A 17,220-nucleotide genomic window follows, 5' to 3' on the forward strand; every position below is an offset into this window, starting at 1 on the left:
GGCCCCGGTCGAAGCGAAATCCGACGGGGTTGGCACCGGCGGCCTGCTGATTGCCTATGCAACGGATCCGGGCGCCATCGCATTCGACGGCAACGGCGTCGACAGCCCCTACTCCACGGCACTGGCCAGGCACCTGACCGAACCCGGCGTAGAAATCCAGAGCGCGCTGACGCGTGTGCGCGGCGAAGTGACCGAGACCACGCAAGGACGGCAGCGGCCCTGGCACAACGCCTCGCTGGGACGCGAGGTTTTCCTAGGCAAACCGCCGGCACCATTCGCCAAGTCCATCGTCGAAGATTCCAACGCGGCTGCAGTTCCCATGACCGACGATGCGCTGTCCCGGGAGATTGAGACGCGTCTTTGGGACGAGGCTTCGAGGAAGAATTCCACTCCGTTCTACGAGGCCTATCTCGAACAGTTCCCGAACGGCCGCTTCGCCACGATGGCGAAGCTCAACATCGATCAGTTGAAAGACCCCAATGCCCAAAACAAACAGGTCGCGGCACTCGACACGAGTCAGGCAAACGCCAATCTCGGCTCGACCGTGCGCACTTCGGTCGGGGTGTCGGACGACGTGAAGCAAACGTCCGGCACCGAGTTGACGGAAGCTGCGATCGGGCTCGATCGCGACGGCCGCATCGATCTGCAGTTGCGCATCGAAGCCTTGGGCAACGAACTTGGCCGCGTCGACGGCAATATCGGTCCGAAGACCCGCCAGGCGATCGGCATCTGGCAAGAGAAGAACGGCCTGCCGCGGACCACCTATCTGACGCGTGAGCAACTGGCGTTCCTGATGGTCCAGACCGACCCGATGATGGCGGCGATCCGCGCCAGAAGGGCCGCCGACGAGGCGCGCTCCGCCCAGCCGTCTGCGAAGAAGGTCGTTCGCGCGACAACTGCGCCTAGGATCGTCGAGCACAAAAAGGTTACGGCGAGGGGAGGAGTCGAACCGGTTAAGCTGGGCTCTCCAATGCCGCCTCTCTTTCCTGACACGGGCGGTGGAGGTGGAGGTGGAGGCAGCGCCAGCGGTGGAGGTGGAGGCTGGGGAGGATGAAACGGCAGGCGCTTTATCGAGGGGCGCTAGCCACGGCGATCATCTTGTTCTCGAAAATCCTGCAGCGAAGCATGCCGCAGCTCTTCCTCGCCGCGCAGGTGTTTCACACGGCCGATGAGCCCGGGCTTGACCCATTGCGTCGCCGGCCGCTTCATCCCCTTGGGCGCCGTCCCTGCGTGGTCCTGGACGCGTTGCCAGAGCCGTTCGTGTAATTCCCTGTTCAATGTGATGAAGGCCAAGCCGTAAGGCGCCGCCGGCAAAAGCCTCACCAACGCGCAAGGGCAAGTCGTCCTGGCTCCCAAACTACTTTTCGCACAGGAAAAAAGCCCGCTACGTCTTTCGACAAGCGGGCAAGTGAGCGGCTGCTTGGAGGGTGAGATATGGGGACTTCACCCCAGCCGCGGAATCGAAAACGACAGCCAGCGGCGATGGTTCCTGTTCAGGCTCCGGATGGCCGTTAAAAAAAGCAAAGCGTATGTCTTTCTTAAAAGCGTATGTCTTTCTTAATTGAAAGACCCGTTTTGACAGCCATATAAAAATCGGCGTTCCCATTGCTTTCTAAGGAGGTTGCGGTGGATGACTTGGCAGCCAGCGACAAGGTCCGTCCTTGCATTGAAGTGGTTGAGGCCTGCGGCGAATGGTTCGTCCGCGTGGTCGAGGAAGACCAGGAACTTACCCGATCGTTCGAACTGGAGGCGTTCGCCCTCGTGTTCGCTGAAGGTCAGCGCCGCCGCCTAGGGCTTGCCGACTTCACGCGGGTTTAGACGGCTCTGTCGTTTTCTGGCCTCTCGTATGAACGATGACCAGTTAAGCCCAAGAAGGCGACAAGCTCGCGCGCTTGGCCTTCGGTAATGCCCGTTTCCTTGACCAGACGACGCACGACGAGCCGGTCAGGCCCGGCGGTAACTAGAATGTACCCCAACGGACTGTCGGGCAGCTCGGCACCTGCTCCATGCTGTAGAACTCGTCGGGCGAAGACCCCAACCGCCTCAAGCCCGACGAGCCTAAACCTGATCAGAGTACCGATCAGGGCCGGGATTAACCGGCAAAGCTTGCGGTGCAAGATGGATGCCGGAAATGCTTTCCCGAAATGGGACAGGCGCACAGCTGCCGAGGCCGCCCCGTTTGAGACGCGGAGGAGTTCGCGGATAGACAGAAAGGTGCTTGAAGCTCCGGCCACGAAAAAGGGGGATGTCTCTGGACCGGCTATCGATACTGCAGTGCGCTCAGACACATGATTGCCTGCCTGGAGGCGCTTCAAGCTGGGTCGCCAATACCGGCCGGTTCCCTCGATGGCCTTCGCGCGGATGAGAACTAACACCGTCCGGTTCTACGTCGCCACCTCGCCGTTACGATGCTTGCCGGCGCCGTCTAGCGTTAATGGACAGCGCGACATGATCGGTGTGGCCGCTTGTCTCCTGATGGCCATTCTCGCGGTTGTGGTGCTGGCGCTGCCGGCGAGGCCCTGACTTGCGCGATCACACCATATGCAACCGCGGCGCGTCTGTTAGCCTATCCTGGCGGCGGACCCCATTTTCCGCCTGGCCGGCGCCCCCACCTAAGGCACCCCAACAAGCGCCCTCGCGGCGCCGGCCATCTTCGCCAGCGTTCGCTGCGGACCATCGTCCAAAAGGCTGTATTCCCACAACTCTAGCGAGAGCGGTACACTCACCGCTCGGCGCGTTTCCCTCAAATGCGCTGCCGATAAAAGCTCGGCGCCCTCTGGTTTGTTCAGTGTATAGGAGGGCGCCGGGCCACAGACTTTCCATGGATCGTGTGGACGTCGCAGCTTGACTCACCGGCTCTGTTGGCGGCTTGCCTGTCGCGCGCGCGTTGTTGCCAAGGACATGCGACGCAAGGTCGGCGAGTTAGTCCTGGCGCGCCCGAAGGAGGGCGCGGGGCCGTTGCCTTCTGCGATCCAGAATAGCGATCAGCTTCAACGTTGGGGTGATCTCTTCGATCCGGGCCCTGTCGCCGATCGCCCTTTGCTGTGGAGAGGGTTTGGTGGCGGCTCCTTTTTCACCGGTGAGCAGCCGTGAAGCGGTCAGAGTCGGCGATCTGTAAGATGTTAAGCGGGTCCGAGTCGTACTTGGCGCCGAACCAGTCCTCATACTCAATGCGGATCGGAAACACCGCCTGCGGTTTCCAAAAGCTTTGCCGCGGATCTGTGTGCGTCATCCCAAATGAGCATGACGTCTTGTCGCCGTTTTGGAGGAGCGGAATTTCCGTCGACTGATTGAAACACGCCAGCCACCGATCTTGGTTGTCCTCATTGGCACCGCCTCCGAGCGCCGCTTTGAGCCCCGCCTGGTCGTGCACGATCAGGCGGATATTTGTCGCGGGAATTGATCCAGAGTTCAGCACCACGAGCTTGTAGGTGATCCCATTGTTCCCGCCGCTGTGAGTTTTGACTGTAGCCGTTACGATCGGGCGAAATTGACGCCTCCAAAAGTAGACGGACATGCCAAGAGCAACCAGAGATACGGCCAGAGCGACAAGCGCTATCAAGGTGTCCAAGTTCGTTCTCCTCTCGTATTTGGCCCGCCGCCTAACTGTGGCGAGCCTCTTCAAGGCGGAAACACACTTGTTTCTTGAACAATCCTGGTCACCTCTCCTCAGGTCAACCATGGGCTTTGAGCGTTTCCCTGAAGCGGGCCGCGGCCGATGGAGTGCAAGGCCGTATCCGGAATGCAAGATGGTCCAATGAGGTAGATTGCTGGCCCTCGGGGCGATGACCATTATGCGCAATCGCTAAACTACGGAACGTCTACTGGACATCGCCAGAACCGAACAGGTTCGATCAGACTTTGCACCTAGGGGATCTAAGACCTTGGTCCCTATCAGTTTTAGGTAGGAGGCGCGGGCTACTGAATGCTTCCGCGATCACTTTTTGCGTTCGAAAGTCGGTTTCCAGTCGCGGTTGCGCTCCCGCTACTGCCCTTCGTAGTCGGGAATGAAGGTGAAGAACACGGGTCCGGTGAAGGCAGCAGCCTCTGGGTCGCCGTCTGGCCTAGCTTTACTCCGCAGGTGTTTCTTCGGGCGGCGGCGTCAACACGGTGATGTCCATTCTGGCGATCTTCGATGCGGCGGCTCCTTGAGCGTTAGAGCTCGTGTCGCCCGTTTCGGCAACCATTGCCTTGGCGCGATGTCCTACGCTGTCGGCGCTCTTGCCTGGCGCAAATCCTTCGCCCGTTTCTGGCTTCACCGCTTTCAGTTGAGTTTCCGGTACCTGCCGATGCTGACTTGCAATAACCGAAACCATGGGTTCCTCCTTTGGTGAGGGCATCATGGTATCTGCCGTGGCTGTTTCGAGACTTACCACGCCGAAAACCTGCCACAGCCGTGAACGGGCGGACGCGCCAAAGAGTTGCAGGTGAACTGAGCGACCGATTAACTCAATTTGGTGATACTGCTTAGCTCTATTTGGTACTCACCGCTGCTGGTCAACTTTGTTAGGCTCACGCCGTGGTTGCGGAATCCGGCAACGCGGTGCGCACGAGCTTTGTGCCTCCGATCGAAGCAAGGATCGCGCGTGGCCTAGTGAGTCGTGGAGGTCCAGTCATGGATCGTGTCCAGAGGCCAAAGGCGGATTGCCACAGCCCTGCATTCCCCGGCGGTAACCGACCATTCTCAACCGTGGCAGCCTTGTTTCATGGCCCCCGCAAGAGTTCACGCGGCGCCACGATAAGCCTCATCCCGTTCTGCCTCATCCTGTTGTTTGGTGTTCCAGCAAGGGCTCAATCGGAGACTGACGACAAGCTCGTCCCTCAAGACACTGTCAAGGTAAGTGTCTCGGGGTGGGATGCCTTACGCGGCGGCGTTACCGAGGGCGCGGAACTGAACGGTGCTTTTACGATCGATACAGCCGGCAAGCTGGATCTTCCGGCCATTGGGCAACTTCCGGCCGCAGGTCTGCGTGAGAGTGAATTGGCAAAGCTGATTACCGATCGCCTACAGGCCAGAAGTGGGTTCGACGTGCGTCCGGTTACGACCGTCCAGCGCAAGCAATCGGCAGCGTCTTCGGGCCGCGCCAAAGTCGAGGAGCACCCGCTGGCGGCGCTACCAGACGTCAACGGTTCCCGCACATCGCGCGAAGAACTCGATACGATGCGACGCGTCACAGCAGACGCAGGCGTGCGGGCGCGTGCTGTTGTGGACGCAACGGCTCTTCAGGGACGAGCCCTTGAAGAGCAGAAGCAAAGAGCCGAACTGCTCGCGCGGGATCTGGCGATGGCGCAGCGCGAAGTCGAAAGCCTGCAGGCCAAAGCCGTTCTCGCTGTCCGTGAAAAGGCCGCCGCGCTCGGCGCGCACCAAGCTGCGGAGGCTTCGCTGTCGGGAGCGAGGCGCGCGCTCGACGAGGAGCGGCAGAAGGTTGAGCGCTTCGAACGCGATCTCGCCGCGGCGCAGCAATCTCTCGATGCTCTGGAGGTAAGCGGAAAACTGGCTGCGGCTGCACAATTCGACAGCATTCAGCGCCGCCAGGTTGCCGAGGCCGCTGCAAAGCGAGCCGGCGAAGCGCTCGTATTGGAACGCAGGAGAGCTGATGCTCTCGCGATCGATCTCGACGCTGCTAACCAGGATCGCGACGCGGCAAAGCAGGAAGTCGCCCGGCTTTCTGCTGCTTTGGAGCAACAGCGCGAAACGGCCATTGGCCTGGCCCGCGACCTCACTGCGGCGCGCAACGAGATCGACATCCTGAAAGCTCGCGATGCGCCCCGCGCTCAGGCCATCGAGCCCGCTCCCAATGCACGCGCCAGTGATCGCACAACCGTTGCACTCGCAAGGAAGCAGGCTCGATCAACTCATGAACCTGAGGGGCGAGAAATCCGCAAAGTGGCGGTCCGCAAGTCAGCGCCACCTGTTCGGTTGACGACGATTACGCTTCCCGCCGCGTTGCTCCCGACGCGGGCTCCATTGCGCGCAGCACCAGGAGTATGGTGATGCGCAAGTATCTGGCTTGCGCATTGACGATCGCAGTTGCGATCGGGCCTGCTTCTGCCCTTGACGTGGGTGTTGGAGGCAACGTCGGTGGTGTCGGGGTCAGCGCCGGTGTGGGCGTTGGCTCGAACGGCGCCTCCGTCGGCGTTGGCGCAAGCGTCGGCGGAATCGGGGGAGCAAGCGTTGGCGGGTCGGTCGGGACGGGATCGCTCGGCGCCAACGTTGGAGCCAGCACCAACCTCGGCGGCGTAAGCAGCGGTGTTTCGGCAGGCCTCGGCGCCGCAGAAGAATCAGCCAGTGGTGGCGCGAGCGCTACGACAAGTGGTGGAACCACAGGGCCAGCAGGTGTCGGTGCCAGCAAGAAGACGGCCGCCCTGGTCGTGACCAAGGGCGCGCGACACGCACTTGTCCTGCCGCGCAGCCTCCGGCCTTCCAAAAATGGTCGCGACATGGTCGGCTCGGCCACCACAGGTTATCCCATGCTACGGCTTCAGGTGCCGTTGACCACGATACCTGGCACCCCGCCTGCCGTGGTTCGCGTCTGCCGCCAGGCGATCATGTCGGCTGCGACGCCACTTGGCGCCTTGCGTGTGCACGTCGTCAGCGCAGGTCCCCTGCGCCGATATCGTCGCGGCGCCCTCACCGCACCGATCGCGGTGCGCATAGACTATGCAAGGCAAGGCGGCATCGAGGTTCGGCAGGCGCGTGTCGGATGTCGCCTCGATGCTGCGGGCAAGGTCGTTGCGGTGAAATAGGTTCGATCAATCTGCCGTGTGCATCCTTGCCACGTTTGATCTCGTCTGGAGCGGTTCATCGTTTAACGGAAACGCCGAACCGCTCTATGTCTTTTTCACGCAATTCCCCAGGGAAAGCGCTATGCGCTTTTCCCGGGAAAACCGTTTCACACTTTTCCTGGAATCGCGGACGTCTTCTTCTCGCCGGCAGGCCGCGTGGTTGCGCTTTTCCGTAGCACAGCTGACCAAACACAGCTGGCAACACCCCGTGCGCGAGCATCTGGCCCGTCGCCTGAGCCGTCAGCAGCAGGGGAATGGCCGGTGCGGCTTGCAGCCTTCGGGGGACGAACATCGCACCGGCCACTGCGGTGGGCTTATGGGTTCCTCCCGCACCGACAATTTACCGACATATTAGCAATCGCGCAATTAAGCCTATCGGTTGTCCGCAGGCGTAGGGGCACCATCCCCGTCCCGTTCATCGGATGAAAGCTGCATCCTTGCTGGTGATGTCCTTCATGGATTGGTGTGATTGTGCTCGCCGAAATAATCGTAGCCTATGGCCTGCTCGCGACGATAGGGGCGTTGAATGCAGAACACTTTCGTCATCCGCGCGGCCATCCTGCTGTGGGCAGGCCTGTCTTGCCTGCTCGGTCTGCAGTGCCTGGTCGACCTTGGCATGTTGGGCTTTCCCGATGGCTACATAACGCCATACGCGAAGACAACCAGCGAGCTGCTGCGCATCCTTGCCTGGGCATGCGTGGCGCAAAGTCTCTACTTCTGTTGCCGAGGGCTGTTCGGCAAACTGTTCGCGCCCGTCCTTCTCTTGCTGCAAGTCCTGATCGCAGCTGCATTGACTGCGGTGCCGATCCTCATCGTGAAAAACTGTCCCCGCTCTCAAACATGCAGCAGCCTCTATCAGGCGCTCACCAATACGATGATGGATGATGGCGCGGGCGGATGATGCTTTGGCGCAGCTTGCGCGCGCATCCTGGCTACGCGATGGTGAAGCAAAACTTGGGAGGAACGATGCGAAAGATCATGGCATTGTCGCTGCTGTTCGCAGCCGCGCTATCTGCAAACCCCGCTTGGGCGCTCGATGCCAGCGGCACGCCTGTGGTGGTGACCCCGCTTGCCTCGCGCATGGAAACGGCCTCCGGCCAGCCGATCACCTTGCCGCAGAAAAACGTCCAGGTTCTGGTGTCCACCTTTGACATCGCGCCGGGTGCGACCTTGCCGGTGCACAAGCATCCGTTTGCCCGCTATGCCTATGTCCTGGCCGGCACACTGAAAGTCACGGGTATCGAGAGCGGCAAGAGCAACACCTATCAGACCGGCGATTTCATCGTGGAGATGATCGGACAGTGGCATCAGGCCACCAATATCGGCACCGGCCCGGTCAGGCTGCTGGTGATTGATCAGGTCGAAGCAGGCGCCAAGAACACGGTGTTGCGCCAGTAGTTTTCGGTAGCATCTTGCAGACCGGAATCGTGGGAAGGGAAATTCCGTGCGTAGGCAAAGTGGCTACAGGACGCTTCGACTCTTGTCCGCCGTCGTCCTTCTTGCGAGCAGCATCGCGCTGTCAGGAGGTATGGCGGTTGCATCATCGAAGAGGCCTCCAAAATACGACCACATCGTTGTCGTCATCATGGAGAACCATTCCTTTGATCAAATTTTCCAGACAAAGGAAGCCGCCTATTTGAGAAAGCTGGCAAAGGGAGGCGCCCTGTTTGACAATTCCTATGGGGTTGCCCATCCCAGCCAACCCAATTACGTCGCGCTCTTTAGCGGCTCGACACAAGACGTCCACGACGATGGCATGCACAGCTTCGCAGCGCCGAACTTGGCCGCCCGTCTTCATGCCCACGGCAAGACATTTGCCGGCTATGCCGAAGCCGGATCCCCGCGCAAACACAATCCTTGGGAATCGTTTGCGGACGCAAAGGGTTTTGGCAGACCTTTGACCGATTTTCCCCGCGACTACACCAGACTGCCGTCGGTCAGTTTCGTGATTCCCAATCTCGCAAATGACATGCATGACGGCACGATAGGCGATGCGGATGTCTGGCTGAAAAGCCACCTTGGCGGCTATGCCAATTGGTCAAAGGCAAACAATAGTCTGTTGATAGTGACGTTCGATGAGGATGATTACAGCACCAGAAATCGCATATTCACTGTCCTATACGGGGCTGGAATTGAGCCGGGGCGCTACTCCAAGAAGATCGACCACTACACGGTATTGCGAACCATAGAATACATCGAAGCCATAGCTCCGCTTGGCACCAGTGCAGCCAGACAGGTGATCGGCAGCGTTTGGCGGCGGCGCTAGGTCGGGCGTCAAGCGGGCGTTTGCGCAACGACTTGGCGGTCCGAGGTTTGCAAAACAAGCGCGTTGTAGTCGACCGCCGCCAATTGCCTGACCCCGTCTAGCACCATGCTGCCGGCGACGTAGACGATGACCGCCAGGCCAAGCCAGCCGATCCAGCGGTATCTGGCCAGCAGCGCCGCCACCAGCGTCGAGGCAACCGCCATCAGGACCACCGACAGGATGAGGCCAAAGATCAGCGCATCCATGTCGTCGCTGGCCGCGCCCGCCACGGCGAGCACATTGTCCAGCGACATCGAAACGTCGGCGACGATGATCTGGATGATTGCCGTCCGCAACGCCTTGGCCGGCCGCCCTGCCGCTGTGGCGGGATCGGCGCCCATGCCGGTGACGTCATCGGCCTCCTCGGCGGAGCGCAATTCGCCGAACATGTTCCAGCACACCCAGAACAGCAGCAGGCCGCCGACCAGCATAATCCCCGGGATTTCCAGCAATTGCACCGCCACCACGGCAAAGAGGATGCGGATCACCGCCGCCGCGGCAATGCCTGATATGATCGCCTTCTGGCGCAGCTCCTTCGCCAGGCCGGCGGCTGCCATGCCGATCACCACAACATTGTCGCCCGACAGAACGAGATTGATGGTGATGACTTCCAGATAGGCCTCGATCGTCGCCGGGTCGATCTGGAAGGGCATTCAACAAGCTCCGTGGAAGCGGGCGGACTGACCAGACGAGCGATTGACCACTAGGGTTTGAGTGAGTCGTTCAAAGCCTACAATGGCGAAAAGATGCTCCCTACCATCTGGTGCTGATGGCGCCGGTGTCAAAGACAGGGCCGGCCTCGGCGTAGGTCCAGCCTACTATCCGGCTTTCGCAGCTATCGGCCCGATGCTACCGCTTGGACGACTGGAATCAGCAATGGATTGGCCCCTTTGACCCCCGACAACAACGCTCGCTTGCCGCTGATCGAAATCTGCGTCGAAGGCATCGATGGCCTGCTGGCCGCGCAAGCCGCCGGCGCCGATCGCGTCGAACTCTGCGCCAGCCTGGTCGAAGGCGGCATCACGCCGAGCCTCGGCACGGTGCGCGCAGCACTTGAGCTGGCGACCATCCCCTTCCACGTCATCGTGCGGCCGCGCGGCGGCGATTTTCTCTATGGCGAGGCCGAATATCGCTCGATGCTCGCCGATGTCAGTGCGCTCAGAGACCTCGGCGTGGCCGGCGTCGTCGTCGGCTGCCTGAACGCCGATGGCAGCATCGACGAAGAGCGCATGGGCGAACTGGTGCGGGCTGCTGGCCACTTGAACGTCACATGCCACCGCGCCTTCGACATGACGCGCGATCCGACTGAGGCGCTTGAAGCGCTGATCCGCTGCAAGGTCGGCCGCGTGCTGACCAGTGGCCAGCGCGACACCGCACTGGAAGGCGCCGACCTGCTGGCGGAGCTGGTTCGCCAGGCAGGCAACCGCATCATCATCCTCGGCTGTGGCGCGCTTGACCCCGAAAACATCGCCAATGTGCTGGAAAAAACCGGCCTTACGGAGATGCATTTCGCCGCTCTCACGGACGTGCCGAGCGCGATGGCCTACCGCAACCCGCAAGTCGGCATGGGTGGCACCGACCTCGACCGCGAATACCGCACCACGGTCACCGACCAGGCGCTGGTGGCAGCGACGATCGCGGCGGTGAAGGCATGACAGCCGCGCCAGCTCCGATCATCAGCCGCGTCTCGGCCGAAGACGAACCGGCAATCCTTGCGCTCAACAACGAGCATGCCGCCGAACTGTCGTGGCTGGAGCCCGAGCGGCTGTCCTTCCTGCTCGGCGAGGCGTTTTACGCCCGCCGCATCGGGGCGCTCGAAGCCTTCATCATGACCTTCGACCAGGATGCAAACTACGACAGTCCGAACTTCCTCTGGTTCCGTGAGCGCTACCAGCGCTTCGTCTATGTCGACCGCGTCGTCGTCGCCGGTGCGGCGCGCGGCCGCGGCCATGCCCGCCTTCTGTATGGCGAACTGTTCGTGGAGGCCGCCCGCGCGGGCCACACCATCGTCACTTGCGAGGTCAACGCCGAACCGCCCAATCCGGCCTCGGATGCATTTCACGCTGCTCTCGGATTTGTCGAGGTCGGCGACGCGGTCATCCACGGCGGCAAAAAGGCGGTGCGCTACTATGTCAGGCAGATCCCTGGCTGAGGCGGCGGCGGCTGCACTGGCCACGCAAGGGAGCTGCGGCTAAAATAGGCTTTTCCGCCAGCCAGGGCGAAATAGCATGCCGAGCAACGTCTTCCGCTTCGACGAGAGCTGGGACATTCCCGGAGCGACGCCGCAAGAGGTGTGGGAACGTGCTGTCCGACGCTGAACTGCTGCCGCTCTGGTGGGGCGATGTCTACAAAGAGGTCGTGCCGCTCGACAAGAAGGGCAAGGGCGTCGTCGGCTCAAGAGCCAGAGCCCGGGCGCGCGGCGCCCTGCCCTATGAATTGAATTTCATCGTAGAGGCGGTCGAAATGGATCCCGGCAAACTCGTCGGGTCAAGACGATCGGTGATTTCGACGGGTTGTGGCGGGCGGAACTGTCGCCGTCGGGCACGGGCACCCATGTCAAACTGACCTGGCAGGTGACGGTTGAGAGGCCGATCCTGAAATTCCTGGCGCCGCTGCTGCGGCCCGCCTTCGCCTGGAACCACCGCTGGACGACACCGCGCGGGGAAGCCGGCCTGCGCCGCTATCTGGCTTGGCGCAAAGGCAAGGCCGTATAGCACCGGTCATGCCTGCGCAACTCCATTAAAAAGGGCCGCGAAGGCCCCTTTTCTGTCCTCGCTATCGCAGGCACTCAGGCGTTGGCGGCAGCCACCGCGCGCTTGGCCATCACCGCGATCAGATTGGCGCGATATTCGGCCGAGGCGTGGATATCGGTCATCAAATTCTTCGCCGAAACTTTCACGCCTTCCAGCGCCGAAGCCGCGAAGTTCTTGGCCAGTGCCGCCTCGATCTCCTTCGAGCGGAAGACGCCGTCATCGCCGGCGCCGGTGACGGCGACGCTGACGCCATCCTTGCCCTTGGCCACGAACACGCCGACGATCGCATAGCGCGATGCCGGATTGCGGAACTTTTCGTAGGCTGCCTTGGCCGGCGCAGTGAAAGTCACCGCCGTGACGATCTCGCCTTCCTTCAGCGCCGTCTCGAACAGGCCTTTGAAGAATTTGTCGACCGCGATCGCGCGCTTGTTGGTGACGATGGTGGCTCCCAGCGCCAAGAGTGCTGCCGGATAGTCGGCCGCCGGATCATTGTTGGCGATCGAGCCGCCGATCGTGCCCTTGTGGCGTACCGCCGGATCGCCGATCAGCGACGCCATATGAGCGAGTGCCGGGCAGGCCTTGCGCAGCTTCTCGTCGTTGGCGACATCGAAGTGGGTGGTGGCAGCGCCGATGGTGATGGTCTTGCCCGACACTTTGACGCCTTGCAGCTCCTTGATCCGCGACAGGTCGACGAGATCGGAGGGTGCGGCAAGCCGGGTCTTCATGGCGGGGATCAGCGTCATGCCGCCCGACAACAGCTTGGCATCGCCCGTCTTGATCAGCTTTGCGGCTTCAGTGACCGAGGCGGCCCGGTGGTAATTGACTGCGTACATTTGGCTTTCTCCCTTAGGGGAAAGAGCGAATAGGGAGTAGCGAGTAGCGAATAGGAACCATCCTCTCGCACCGCCCTTTCTTCCTATTCGCTACTCCCTATTCACTATTCGCTTTTCATTGCTTTGCGGTGCGGATCGCAGCCCACACAGTGGACGGCGATGCTGGCATGGCAAGATCGTTGGTGCCGATGGCGTCGGTGATGGCGTTGATTACCGCCGGCGGCGAACCGATGGCGCCGGCCTCGCCGCAGCCCTTGATGCCGAGCGGATTGCCCGGGCACGGCGTGTTCGAGGTCGAGACCTTGAACGACGGCAGGTCGCCCGCGCGAGGCATCGTATAATCCATATAACTCGCCGTCAAAAGCTGGCCGCTGGCGTCGTAGTGGGCGCCTTCCAGCAAGGCCTGGCCGACGCCTTGGGCAATGCCGCCATGCACCTGGCCCTCGACGATCATCGGATTGATGATGTTGCCGAAATCATCCGCCGCAACGAACTGGATGATTTCGGTTGTGCCGGTTTCCGGATCGACCTCGACTTCGCAGATGTAGCAGCCGGCCGGGAAGGTGAAGTTCGACGGATCGTAGAACGCCGTCTCCTTTAGCCCGGGCTCCATACCGCCCGGCAGATTGTGGGCGGTGTAGGCGGCGAGCGCCATCTGGAACCATGGCACGGTCTTGTCGGTGCCGGCGACCTTCAGCGCGCCGTTTTCGATGACGATGTCGCCCTCGTCTGCCTCGAGCAGGTGGGCGGCGATCTTCTTGGCCTTGGCCTCGACCTTGTCGAGCGCCTTGACGATGGCCGACATGCCGACGGCGCCCGAGCGCGAACCATAGGTGCCCATGCCCATCTGCACCTTGTCGGTGTCGCCATGGACGATCGAGACACTGTCGAGCGGCACGCCGAAGCGCTCATTGACCAGCTGGGCAAAAGTCGTCTCATGGCCCTGGCCGTGGCTGTGCGAGCCGGTCAGCACCTCGATCGTGCCTACCGCGTTGACCCGCACTTCGGCCGATTCCCAGAGGCCGACACCGGCGCCGAGCGAGCCAACCGCCGCCGACGGCGCGATGCCGCAAGCCTCGATGTAGCAGCTCATGCCGATGCCGCGCAGCAGGCCCTTCTTGGCGGCCGCCGCCTTGCGCTTGGCAAAGCCGGCATAGTCGGAAGCCTTCATCGCCGCGTCGAGCGAGGCGGCATAATCGCCGGCGTCATAGCACATGATGACCGGCGTCTGGTGCGGGAACGAAGTGATGAAATTCTTGCGGCGCAGTTCTGCCGGCGAAACGCCGAACTGCCGCGCCGCCGTCTCCATCAGCCGTTCCATGACGAAGGTCGCCTCCGGCCGCCCTGCCCCGCGATAGGCATCGACCGGGGCCGTGTTGGTGTAGATCGCCTTCACGTTGGCGTGGATCGCCGGGATATTGTACTGGCCCGACAGCAGCGTCGCGTAGAGATAGGTCGGCGTCGCCGACGAAAACAGCGACATGTAGGCGCCGAGATTGGCTTTGGTCTCGACCTTGAGACCGAGGATCTTGTGGTCCTTGTCAAAAGCCATTTCGGCGTGGGTGTGATGGTCGCGGCCATGCGCGTCGGTGAGGAAACTCTCGGTGCGGTCGGCCACCCATTTGACCGGCACGCCGGTCTTCTTCGAGGCCCACAGGCAGACGATCTCTTCGGGATAGATGTAGATCTTTGAGCCAAAGCCGCCACCGACATCGGGCGCAATGACGCGCAGCTTGTTTTCCGGAGCGACATTGTAGAAGGCGCTCATCACCAGCCGCGCGACATGCGGGTTCTGCGAGGTCGTCCAGCAGGTGTAGTGATCCTCGGCCTTGTCGTAGTGGCCGAGCGCAGCGCGCGGTTCCATGGCGTTGGGAACCAGCCGGTTGTTGATGATGTCCATCTTGACGACATGGGCAGCCTTCTTGAAGGCGGCCGCGGTGTCGTCGGCATTGCCGATGTCCCAGTCGAAGATCAGATTGTTGTCGGCTTCCGGATGGATCTGCGGGGCGCCCTTGTCCATCGCCTTGGAGGCATCGACGACGGCCTTCAATTCCTTGTAGGTGATCTCCACGGCCTCGGCGGCGTCGCGCGCCTGGCCCTTGGTTTCCGCCACCACGATGACGATCGCGTCGCCGACATAGCGCACCTTGTCGAAGGCCAGCGGCGACCACGCGCCCATCTTCATCGGCGAGCCGTCCTTGGAGTGGATCATCCAGCCGCAGATGAGGTTGCCGATGCCGTCGGCCTTGAGCTCCTTGCCTGTGAGGACACCGATCACGCCAGGCATGGCTTGCGCCTTCTTGACGTCGATCTTCTTGATCTGCGCATGCGCGTACGGGCTGCGCACGAAGGCCGCATGCTTCATGCCTGGAACCACCATGTCGTCGACATAACGGCCGGCGCCGGTGATGAACCTTTTGTCTTCCTTGCGCACGACCCGAGCGCCAATACCTTCAATGCCCATAGAAATTCCTCCCAGAATAGCGAGTAGTGAGTAGCCAATAGCGAGTAGGTGAATGGTGGTGAGTTGGAGCTCGGTCAGAGAAAGCCGACTACTCGCTACTCACTATTCGCTACTCGCTTCATCCCTCACGCAGCCTGTTTCGCCTTGCCCTTCGACGCCTTCGACATCGTCTTGGATGCCGCGAGGATCGCCTTCACGATGTTGTGGTAGCCGGTGCAGCGGCAGATGTTGCCTTCCAGCTCGGCGCGTACCGTTGCCTCGTCGAGGCCTTCGGGATGGCGGGCGATCATATCGGTTGCCGTCATGATCATGCCTGGCGTGCAGAAGCCGCATTGCAGGCCGTGATGCTCCTTGAATGCCGCCTGCACCGGATGCAGGTCGGCGCCATTGGCCAGCCCTTCGATGGTGACGATGCTGGAGCCGGAGGCTTGCACGGCGAGCATCGAGCACGACTTCACCGCCTTGCCGTCGACATGAACGACGCAAGTGCCGCACTGCGAGGTGTCGCAGCCGACATGGGTCCCGGTGAGGCCCAGATTCTCTCTCAGGAAATGCACCAGAAGTGTGCGGCCCTCGGCAACACCGCTGACCCGCTTTCCGTTCACCATCAACGATATTTCAGACATGAAACCTCCCTGGGTACTACCTTGGTCGTTTGGCCGCCGCTGCTGCCTGGGCGCTCCGGCTTTCGCTATTGCTATACCGCATAACGCGCGGGAAAAAGGCTACGAATTCCGAGGTTGCGAGCATGCAGTTCGTCCGAAATTCCGCATATTGTACTTTCGGTCACGCCGAATAGGCCTGGCCCATTGCCAAAGCCTCGCTTGAAGACAACAATCCCTTTCGACGCCCGCGCGCCCGATGCGCACAAAAAAGCGTCGGAGGGAACGCAGGAGAAAGCCGCTGGCCAGTTCACGCAGGAGCTACGCATCCGGCCTGTCGGCGCTCACCACGGACGAGCCCGACGCGGATGCTTTTGCCCGGGCGATAGCGGCCGAAGCTTTACTCATCGATGCCGGCTTCGCGCTCATCTTTTTCTCCCAGAGCCTCGTCGATGCAACGGCCCTGTCGGAAGCGCTGAAGGCCCACGCGCCGGCGCTTGCCTATGCCGGCTGCTCGACCGCCGGCGAAATCACCCCGCAAGGCCTGGAGGAAGGCCATATCCTTGCCTTGCTGCTCCCCTCCGCAGCATTTTCGGTGGCCAGCACCATGGTCGACAATCTCTCCTCGTCGGGGATGGACAGGATCACCGGCGAAGTCGGAGCACTGCGGCGCCTGCTGCGTGGCCGCGTCGCGCACGAACCGGCCAAAAGCACGTTTGCGCTCTGCTTCATCGACGGCCTGTCCTATGCCGAGGAGGCGGTGACCTCGGCCATCCATTGGGGGCTCGACGACATTCCGCTGATTGGCGGATCGGCGGGCGATGATCTGAAATTCGAGACGACGCGGCTGATCTCGAACGGCAAGGTCACCTCGGACAGCGCCATCATCGTGCTGATATCAACGGAAATTCCTTTCCACGTCTTCAAGACCGACAATTTCGTTCCCACCGATGAAAAACTGGTGGTGACGGCGTCCGACCCCGATCACCGCATCGTGCGCGAGTTCAACGCCATCAATGCCGCGGAGGAATATGCCGCCTCGGTCGGTATCATGCCGCAGACGCTGACGCCGCTGAGTTTCGCCTCGCATCCGGTGGTGGTGAAGGTGGGTGGCGAATATTACTGCCGCTCGATCCAGAAGATGCACCCGGACGGCTCGCTGTCGTTCTTCTGCGCCATCGACGATGGCGTGGTTCTGTCCATCGCCCAGCCGAAAGACATGGTGGAATCGACGCGTGCGGCGCTGAGGGACGTCGAGCAGCGGCTGGGCGGCATCGACATGATCCTCGGTTTCGATTGCGTGCTGCGCCGGCTCGACGCCCGCAACCGCCAGGTCTTTCGCGACATTTCGGAACTCTACCGGGTCAACAATGTCATCGGCTTCGGCACCTATGGCGAACAGTACCGCTCGATGCATTTGAACCAGACCTTTACCGGCATTGCCTTCGGCGAACGCCAGGCGGCGGAATAGGATCTT

General features: G+C 61.5%; 19 protein-coding genes. 12 read left to right on the forward strand and 7 right to left on the reverse strand.

From position 1 onward, the window contains the following. Positions 1 to 1,054: peptidoglycan-binding domain-containing protein (locus AC1DXN_RS25205; protein ID WP_477421709.1), on the forward strand; the 1,054-nt coding region annotated here is incomplete at its 5' end. Positions 1,055 to 1,080: 26 nt separating this feature from the next. Here AC1DXN_RS25205 and AC1DXN_RS25210 read toward each other — a convergent pair. Continuing rightward, positions 1,081 to 1,293 carry a hypothetical protein gene (locus AC1DXN_RS25210; RefSeq protein ID WP_477276713.1) on the reverse strand — a complete coding sequence of 71 codons (213 nt, stop codon included), beginning with the start codon at positions 1,291 to 1,293 and terminating at the stop codon, positions 1,081 to 1,083. A gap of 333 nt (positions 1,294 to 1,626) precedes the next feature. Between AC1DXN_RS25210 and AC1DXN_RS25215 the strand changes: the two genes are divergently transcribed. Then, positions 1,627 to 1,818 carry a hypothetical protein gene (locus AC1DXN_RS25215; RefSeq protein ID WP_477276715.1) on the forward strand — a complete coding sequence of 64 codons (192 nt, stop codon included), beginning with the start codon at positions 1,627 to 1,629 and terminating at the stop codon, positions 1,816 to 1,818. A 1,255-nt stretch (positions 1,819 to 3,073) separates the two neighbouring features. Here AC1DXN_RS25215 and AC1DXN_RS25220 read toward each other — a convergent pair. Both AC1DXN_RS25220 and AC1DXN_RS25225 read right to left on the reverse strand, forming a co-directional pair. Then, positions 3,074 to 3,571 (reverse strand): hypothetical protein, encoded by a 498-nt coding sequence (locus AC1DXN_RS25220; protein ID WP_477276717.1) that lies wholly within the window; start codon positions 3,569 to 3,571, stop codon positions 3,074 to 3,076. A 499-nt stretch (positions 3,572 to 4,070) separates the two neighbouring features. Then, positions 4,071 to 4,316, reverse strand: coding sequence for a hypothetical protein (locus tag AC1DXN_RS25225; RefSeq protein WP_477276719.1), 246 nt, complete (start codon positions 4,314 to 4,316; stop codon positions 4,071 to 4,073). A 299-nt stretch (positions 4,317 to 4,615) separates the two neighbouring features. Here AC1DXN_RS25225 and AC1DXN_RS25230 point away from each other — a divergent pair, with 299 nt between their 5' ends. The 5 genes from AC1DXN_RS25230 (at position 4,616) to AC1DXN_RS25250 (ending at position 9,052) form a co-directional block, all read left to right on the forward strand. Further along, on the forward strand, positions 4,616 to 5,995 hold the full coding sequence (locus AC1DXN_RS25230) for a polysaccharide biosynthesis/export family protein (protein ID WP_477276721.1): 1,380 nt from the start codon (positions 4,616 to 4,618) through the stop codon (positions 5,993 to 5,995). Next, the gene (locus tag AC1DXN_RS25235; RefSeq protein WP_477276723.1) at positions 5,995 to 6,747 is read left to right on the forward strand and encodes a hypothetical protein; all 753 of its coding nucleotides are present in this window, start codon (positions 5,995 to 5,997) and stop codon (positions 6,745 to 6,747) included. Before AC1DXN_RS25230 ends, AC1DXN_RS25235 begins: the two co-directional genes overlap by 1 nt. A 565-nt stretch (positions 6,748 to 7,312) precedes the next feature. Then, positions 7,313 to 7,687 (forward strand): hypothetical protein, encoded by a 375-nt coding sequence (locus AC1DXN_RS25240; RefSeq protein WP_477276725.1) that lies wholly within the window; start codon positions 7,313 to 7,315, stop codon positions 7,685 to 7,687. 65 nt (positions 7,688 to 7,752) lie between these two features. Continuing rightward, on the forward strand, positions 7,753 to 8,184 hold the full coding sequence (locus AC1DXN_RS25245; protein WP_477276727.1) for a cupin domain-containing protein: 432 nt from the start codon (positions 7,753 to 7,755) through the stop codon (positions 8,182 to 8,184). An 82-nt stretch (positions 8,185 to 8,266) separates the two neighbouring features. Further along, a complete protein-coding gene (locus AC1DXN_RS25250) occupies positions 8,267 to 9,052 on the forward strand; it encodes an alkaline phosphatase family protein (protein WP_477276729.1) in 786 nt (261 codons plus the stop codon). Positions 9,053 to 9,060: 8 nt separating this feature from the next. Here the strand turns inward: AC1DXN_RS25250 and AC1DXN_RS25255 are convergent, their stop codons facing one another. Then, positions 9,061 to 9,744 (reverse strand): YjbE family putative metal transport protein, encoded by a 684-nt coding sequence (locus AC1DXN_RS25255; protein WP_477276731.1) that lies wholly within the window; start codon positions 9,742 to 9,744, stop codon positions 9,061 to 9,063. A gap of 237 nt (positions 9,745 to 9,981) precedes the next feature. Here AC1DXN_RS25255 and AC1DXN_RS25260 point away from each other — a divergent pair, with 237 nt between their 5' ends. From AC1DXN_RS25260 to AC1DXN_RS25275, 4 genes are all read left to right on the forward strand, one after another. Then, positions 9,982 to 10,746, forward strand: coding sequence for a copper homeostasis protein CutC (locus AC1DXN_RS25260; RefSeq protein ID WP_477276733.1), 765 nt, complete (start codon positions 9,982 to 9,984; stop codon positions 10,744 to 10,746). After that, positions 10,743 to 11,243, forward strand: coding sequence for a GNAT family N-acetyltransferase (locus AC1DXN_RS25265; protein WP_477276734.1), 501 nt, complete (start codon positions 10,743 to 10,745; stop codon positions 11,241 to 11,243). The genes AC1DXN_RS25260 and AC1DXN_RS25265 overlap by 4 nt, the downstream gene beginning before the upstream one ends. Before the next feature lie 149 nt (positions 11,244 to 11,392). Further along, the gene (locus AC1DXN_RS25270) at positions 11,393 to 11,656 is read left to right on the forward strand and encodes an SRPBCC family protein (RefSeq protein ID WP_477276736.1); all 264 of its coding nucleotides are present in this window, start codon (positions 11,393 to 11,395) and stop codon (positions 11,654 to 11,656) included. An 8-nt stretch (positions 11,657 to 11,664) separates the two neighbouring features. Continuing rightward, positions 11,665 to 11,805 carry a hypothetical protein gene (locus AC1DXN_RS25275; protein WP_477276738.1) on the forward strand — a complete coding sequence of 47 codons (141 nt, stop codon included), beginning with the start codon at positions 11,665 to 11,667 and terminating at the stop codon, positions 11,803 to 11,805. Between the two features lie 74 nt (positions 11,806 to 11,879). Here the strand turns inward: AC1DXN_RS25275 and AC1DXN_RS25280 are convergent, their stop codons facing one another. The 3 genes from AC1DXN_RS25280 to AC1DXN_RS25290 all read right to left on the reverse strand — a co-directional run bounded on the left by AC1DXN_RS25280 (position 11,880) and on the right by AC1DXN_RS25290 (position 15,767). Continuing rightward, complete coding sequence (locus tag AC1DXN_RS25280) at positions 11,880 to 12,677, reverse strand: FAD binding domain-containing protein (protein ID WP_477276740.1); 798 nt, start codon at positions 12,675 to 12,677, stop codon at positions 11,880 to 11,882. Between the two features lie 115 nt (positions 12,678 to 12,792). After that, on the reverse strand, positions 12,793 to 15,141 hold the full coding sequence (locus tag AC1DXN_RS25285; protein ID WP_477276742.1) for a xanthine dehydrogenase family protein molybdopterin-binding subunit: 2,349 nt from the start codon (positions 15,139 to 15,141) through the stop codon (positions 12,793 to 12,795). 125 nt (positions 15,142 to 15,266) lie between these two features. Next, positions 15,267 to 15,767 carry a (2Fe-2S)-binding protein gene (locus tag AC1DXN_RS25290; RefSeq protein WP_477276744.1) on the reverse strand — a complete coding sequence of 167 codons (501 nt, stop codon included), beginning with the start codon at positions 15,765 to 15,767 and terminating at the stop codon, positions 15,267 to 15,269. Positions 15,768 to 16,002: 235 nt separating this feature from the next. On the opposite strand from AC1DXN_RS25290, the gene AC1DXN_RS25295 reads away from it, so the two are divergent. Then, the gene (locus tag AC1DXN_RS25295; RefSeq protein ID WP_477276746.1) at positions 16,003 to 17,214 is read left to right on the forward strand and encodes an FIST N-terminal domain-containing protein; all 1,212 of its coding nucleotides are present in this window, start codon (positions 16,003 to 16,005) and stop codon (positions 17,212 to 17,214) included. The last annotated feature ends 6 nt before the right edge of the window (positions 17,215 to 17,220 follow it).

The organism is Mesorhizobium sp. P2_H9 (assembly GCF_056403215.1).

What these genes read in the sequence shown, in the direction of transcription:
- AC1DXN_RS25280 (WP_477276740.1), bottom strand. Translation starts at nt 12,677, where the DNA reads ATGTACGCAGTCAATTACCACCGGGCCGCCTCGGTCACTGAAGCCGCA.
- AC1DXN_RS25240 (WP_477276725.1), top strand. Translation starts at nt 7,313, where the DNA reads ATGCAGAACACTTTCGTCATCCGCGCGGCCATCCTGCTGTGGGCAGGC.
- AC1DXN_RS25290 (WP_477276744.1), bottom strand. Translation starts at nt 15,767, where the DNA reads ATGTCTGAAATATCGTTGATGGTGAACGGAAAGCGGGTCAGCGGTGTT.
- AC1DXN_RS25295 (WP_477276746.1), top strand. Translation starts at nt 16,003, where the DNA reads ATGCGCACAAAAAAGCGTCGGAGGGAACGCAGGAGAAAGCCGCTGGCC.
- AC1DXN_RS25265 (WP_477276734.1), top strand. Translation starts at nt 10,743, where the DNA reads ATGACAGCCGCGCCAGCTCCGATCATCAGCCGCGTCTCGGCCGAAGAC.
- AC1DXN_RS25235 (WP_477276723.1), top strand. Translation starts at nt 5,995, where the DNA reads ATGCGCAAGTATCTGGCTTGCGCATTGACGATCGCAGTTGCGATCGGG.
- AC1DXN_RS25230 (WP_477276721.1), top strand. Translation starts at nt 4,616, where the DNA reads ATGGATCGTGTCCAGAGGCCAAAGGCGGATTGCCACAGCCCTGCATTC.
- AC1DXN_RS25285 (WP_477276742.1), bottom strand. Translation starts at nt 15,141, where the DNA reads ATGGGCATTGAAGGTATTGGCGCTCGGGTCGTGCGCAAGGAAGACAAA.
- AC1DXN_RS25245 (WP_477276727.1), top strand. Translation starts at nt 7,753, where the DNA reads ATGCGAAAGATCATGGCATTGTCGCTGCTGTTCGCAGCCGCGCTATCT.
- AC1DXN_RS25225 (WP_477276719.1), bottom strand. Translation starts at nt 4,316, where the DNA reads ATGGTTTCGGTTATTGCAAGTCAGCATCGGCAGGTACCGGAAACTCAA.
- AC1DXN_RS25255 (WP_477276731.1), bottom strand. Translation starts at nt 9,744, where the DNA reads ATGCCCTTCCAGATCGACCCGGCGACGATCGAGGCCTATCTGGAAGTC.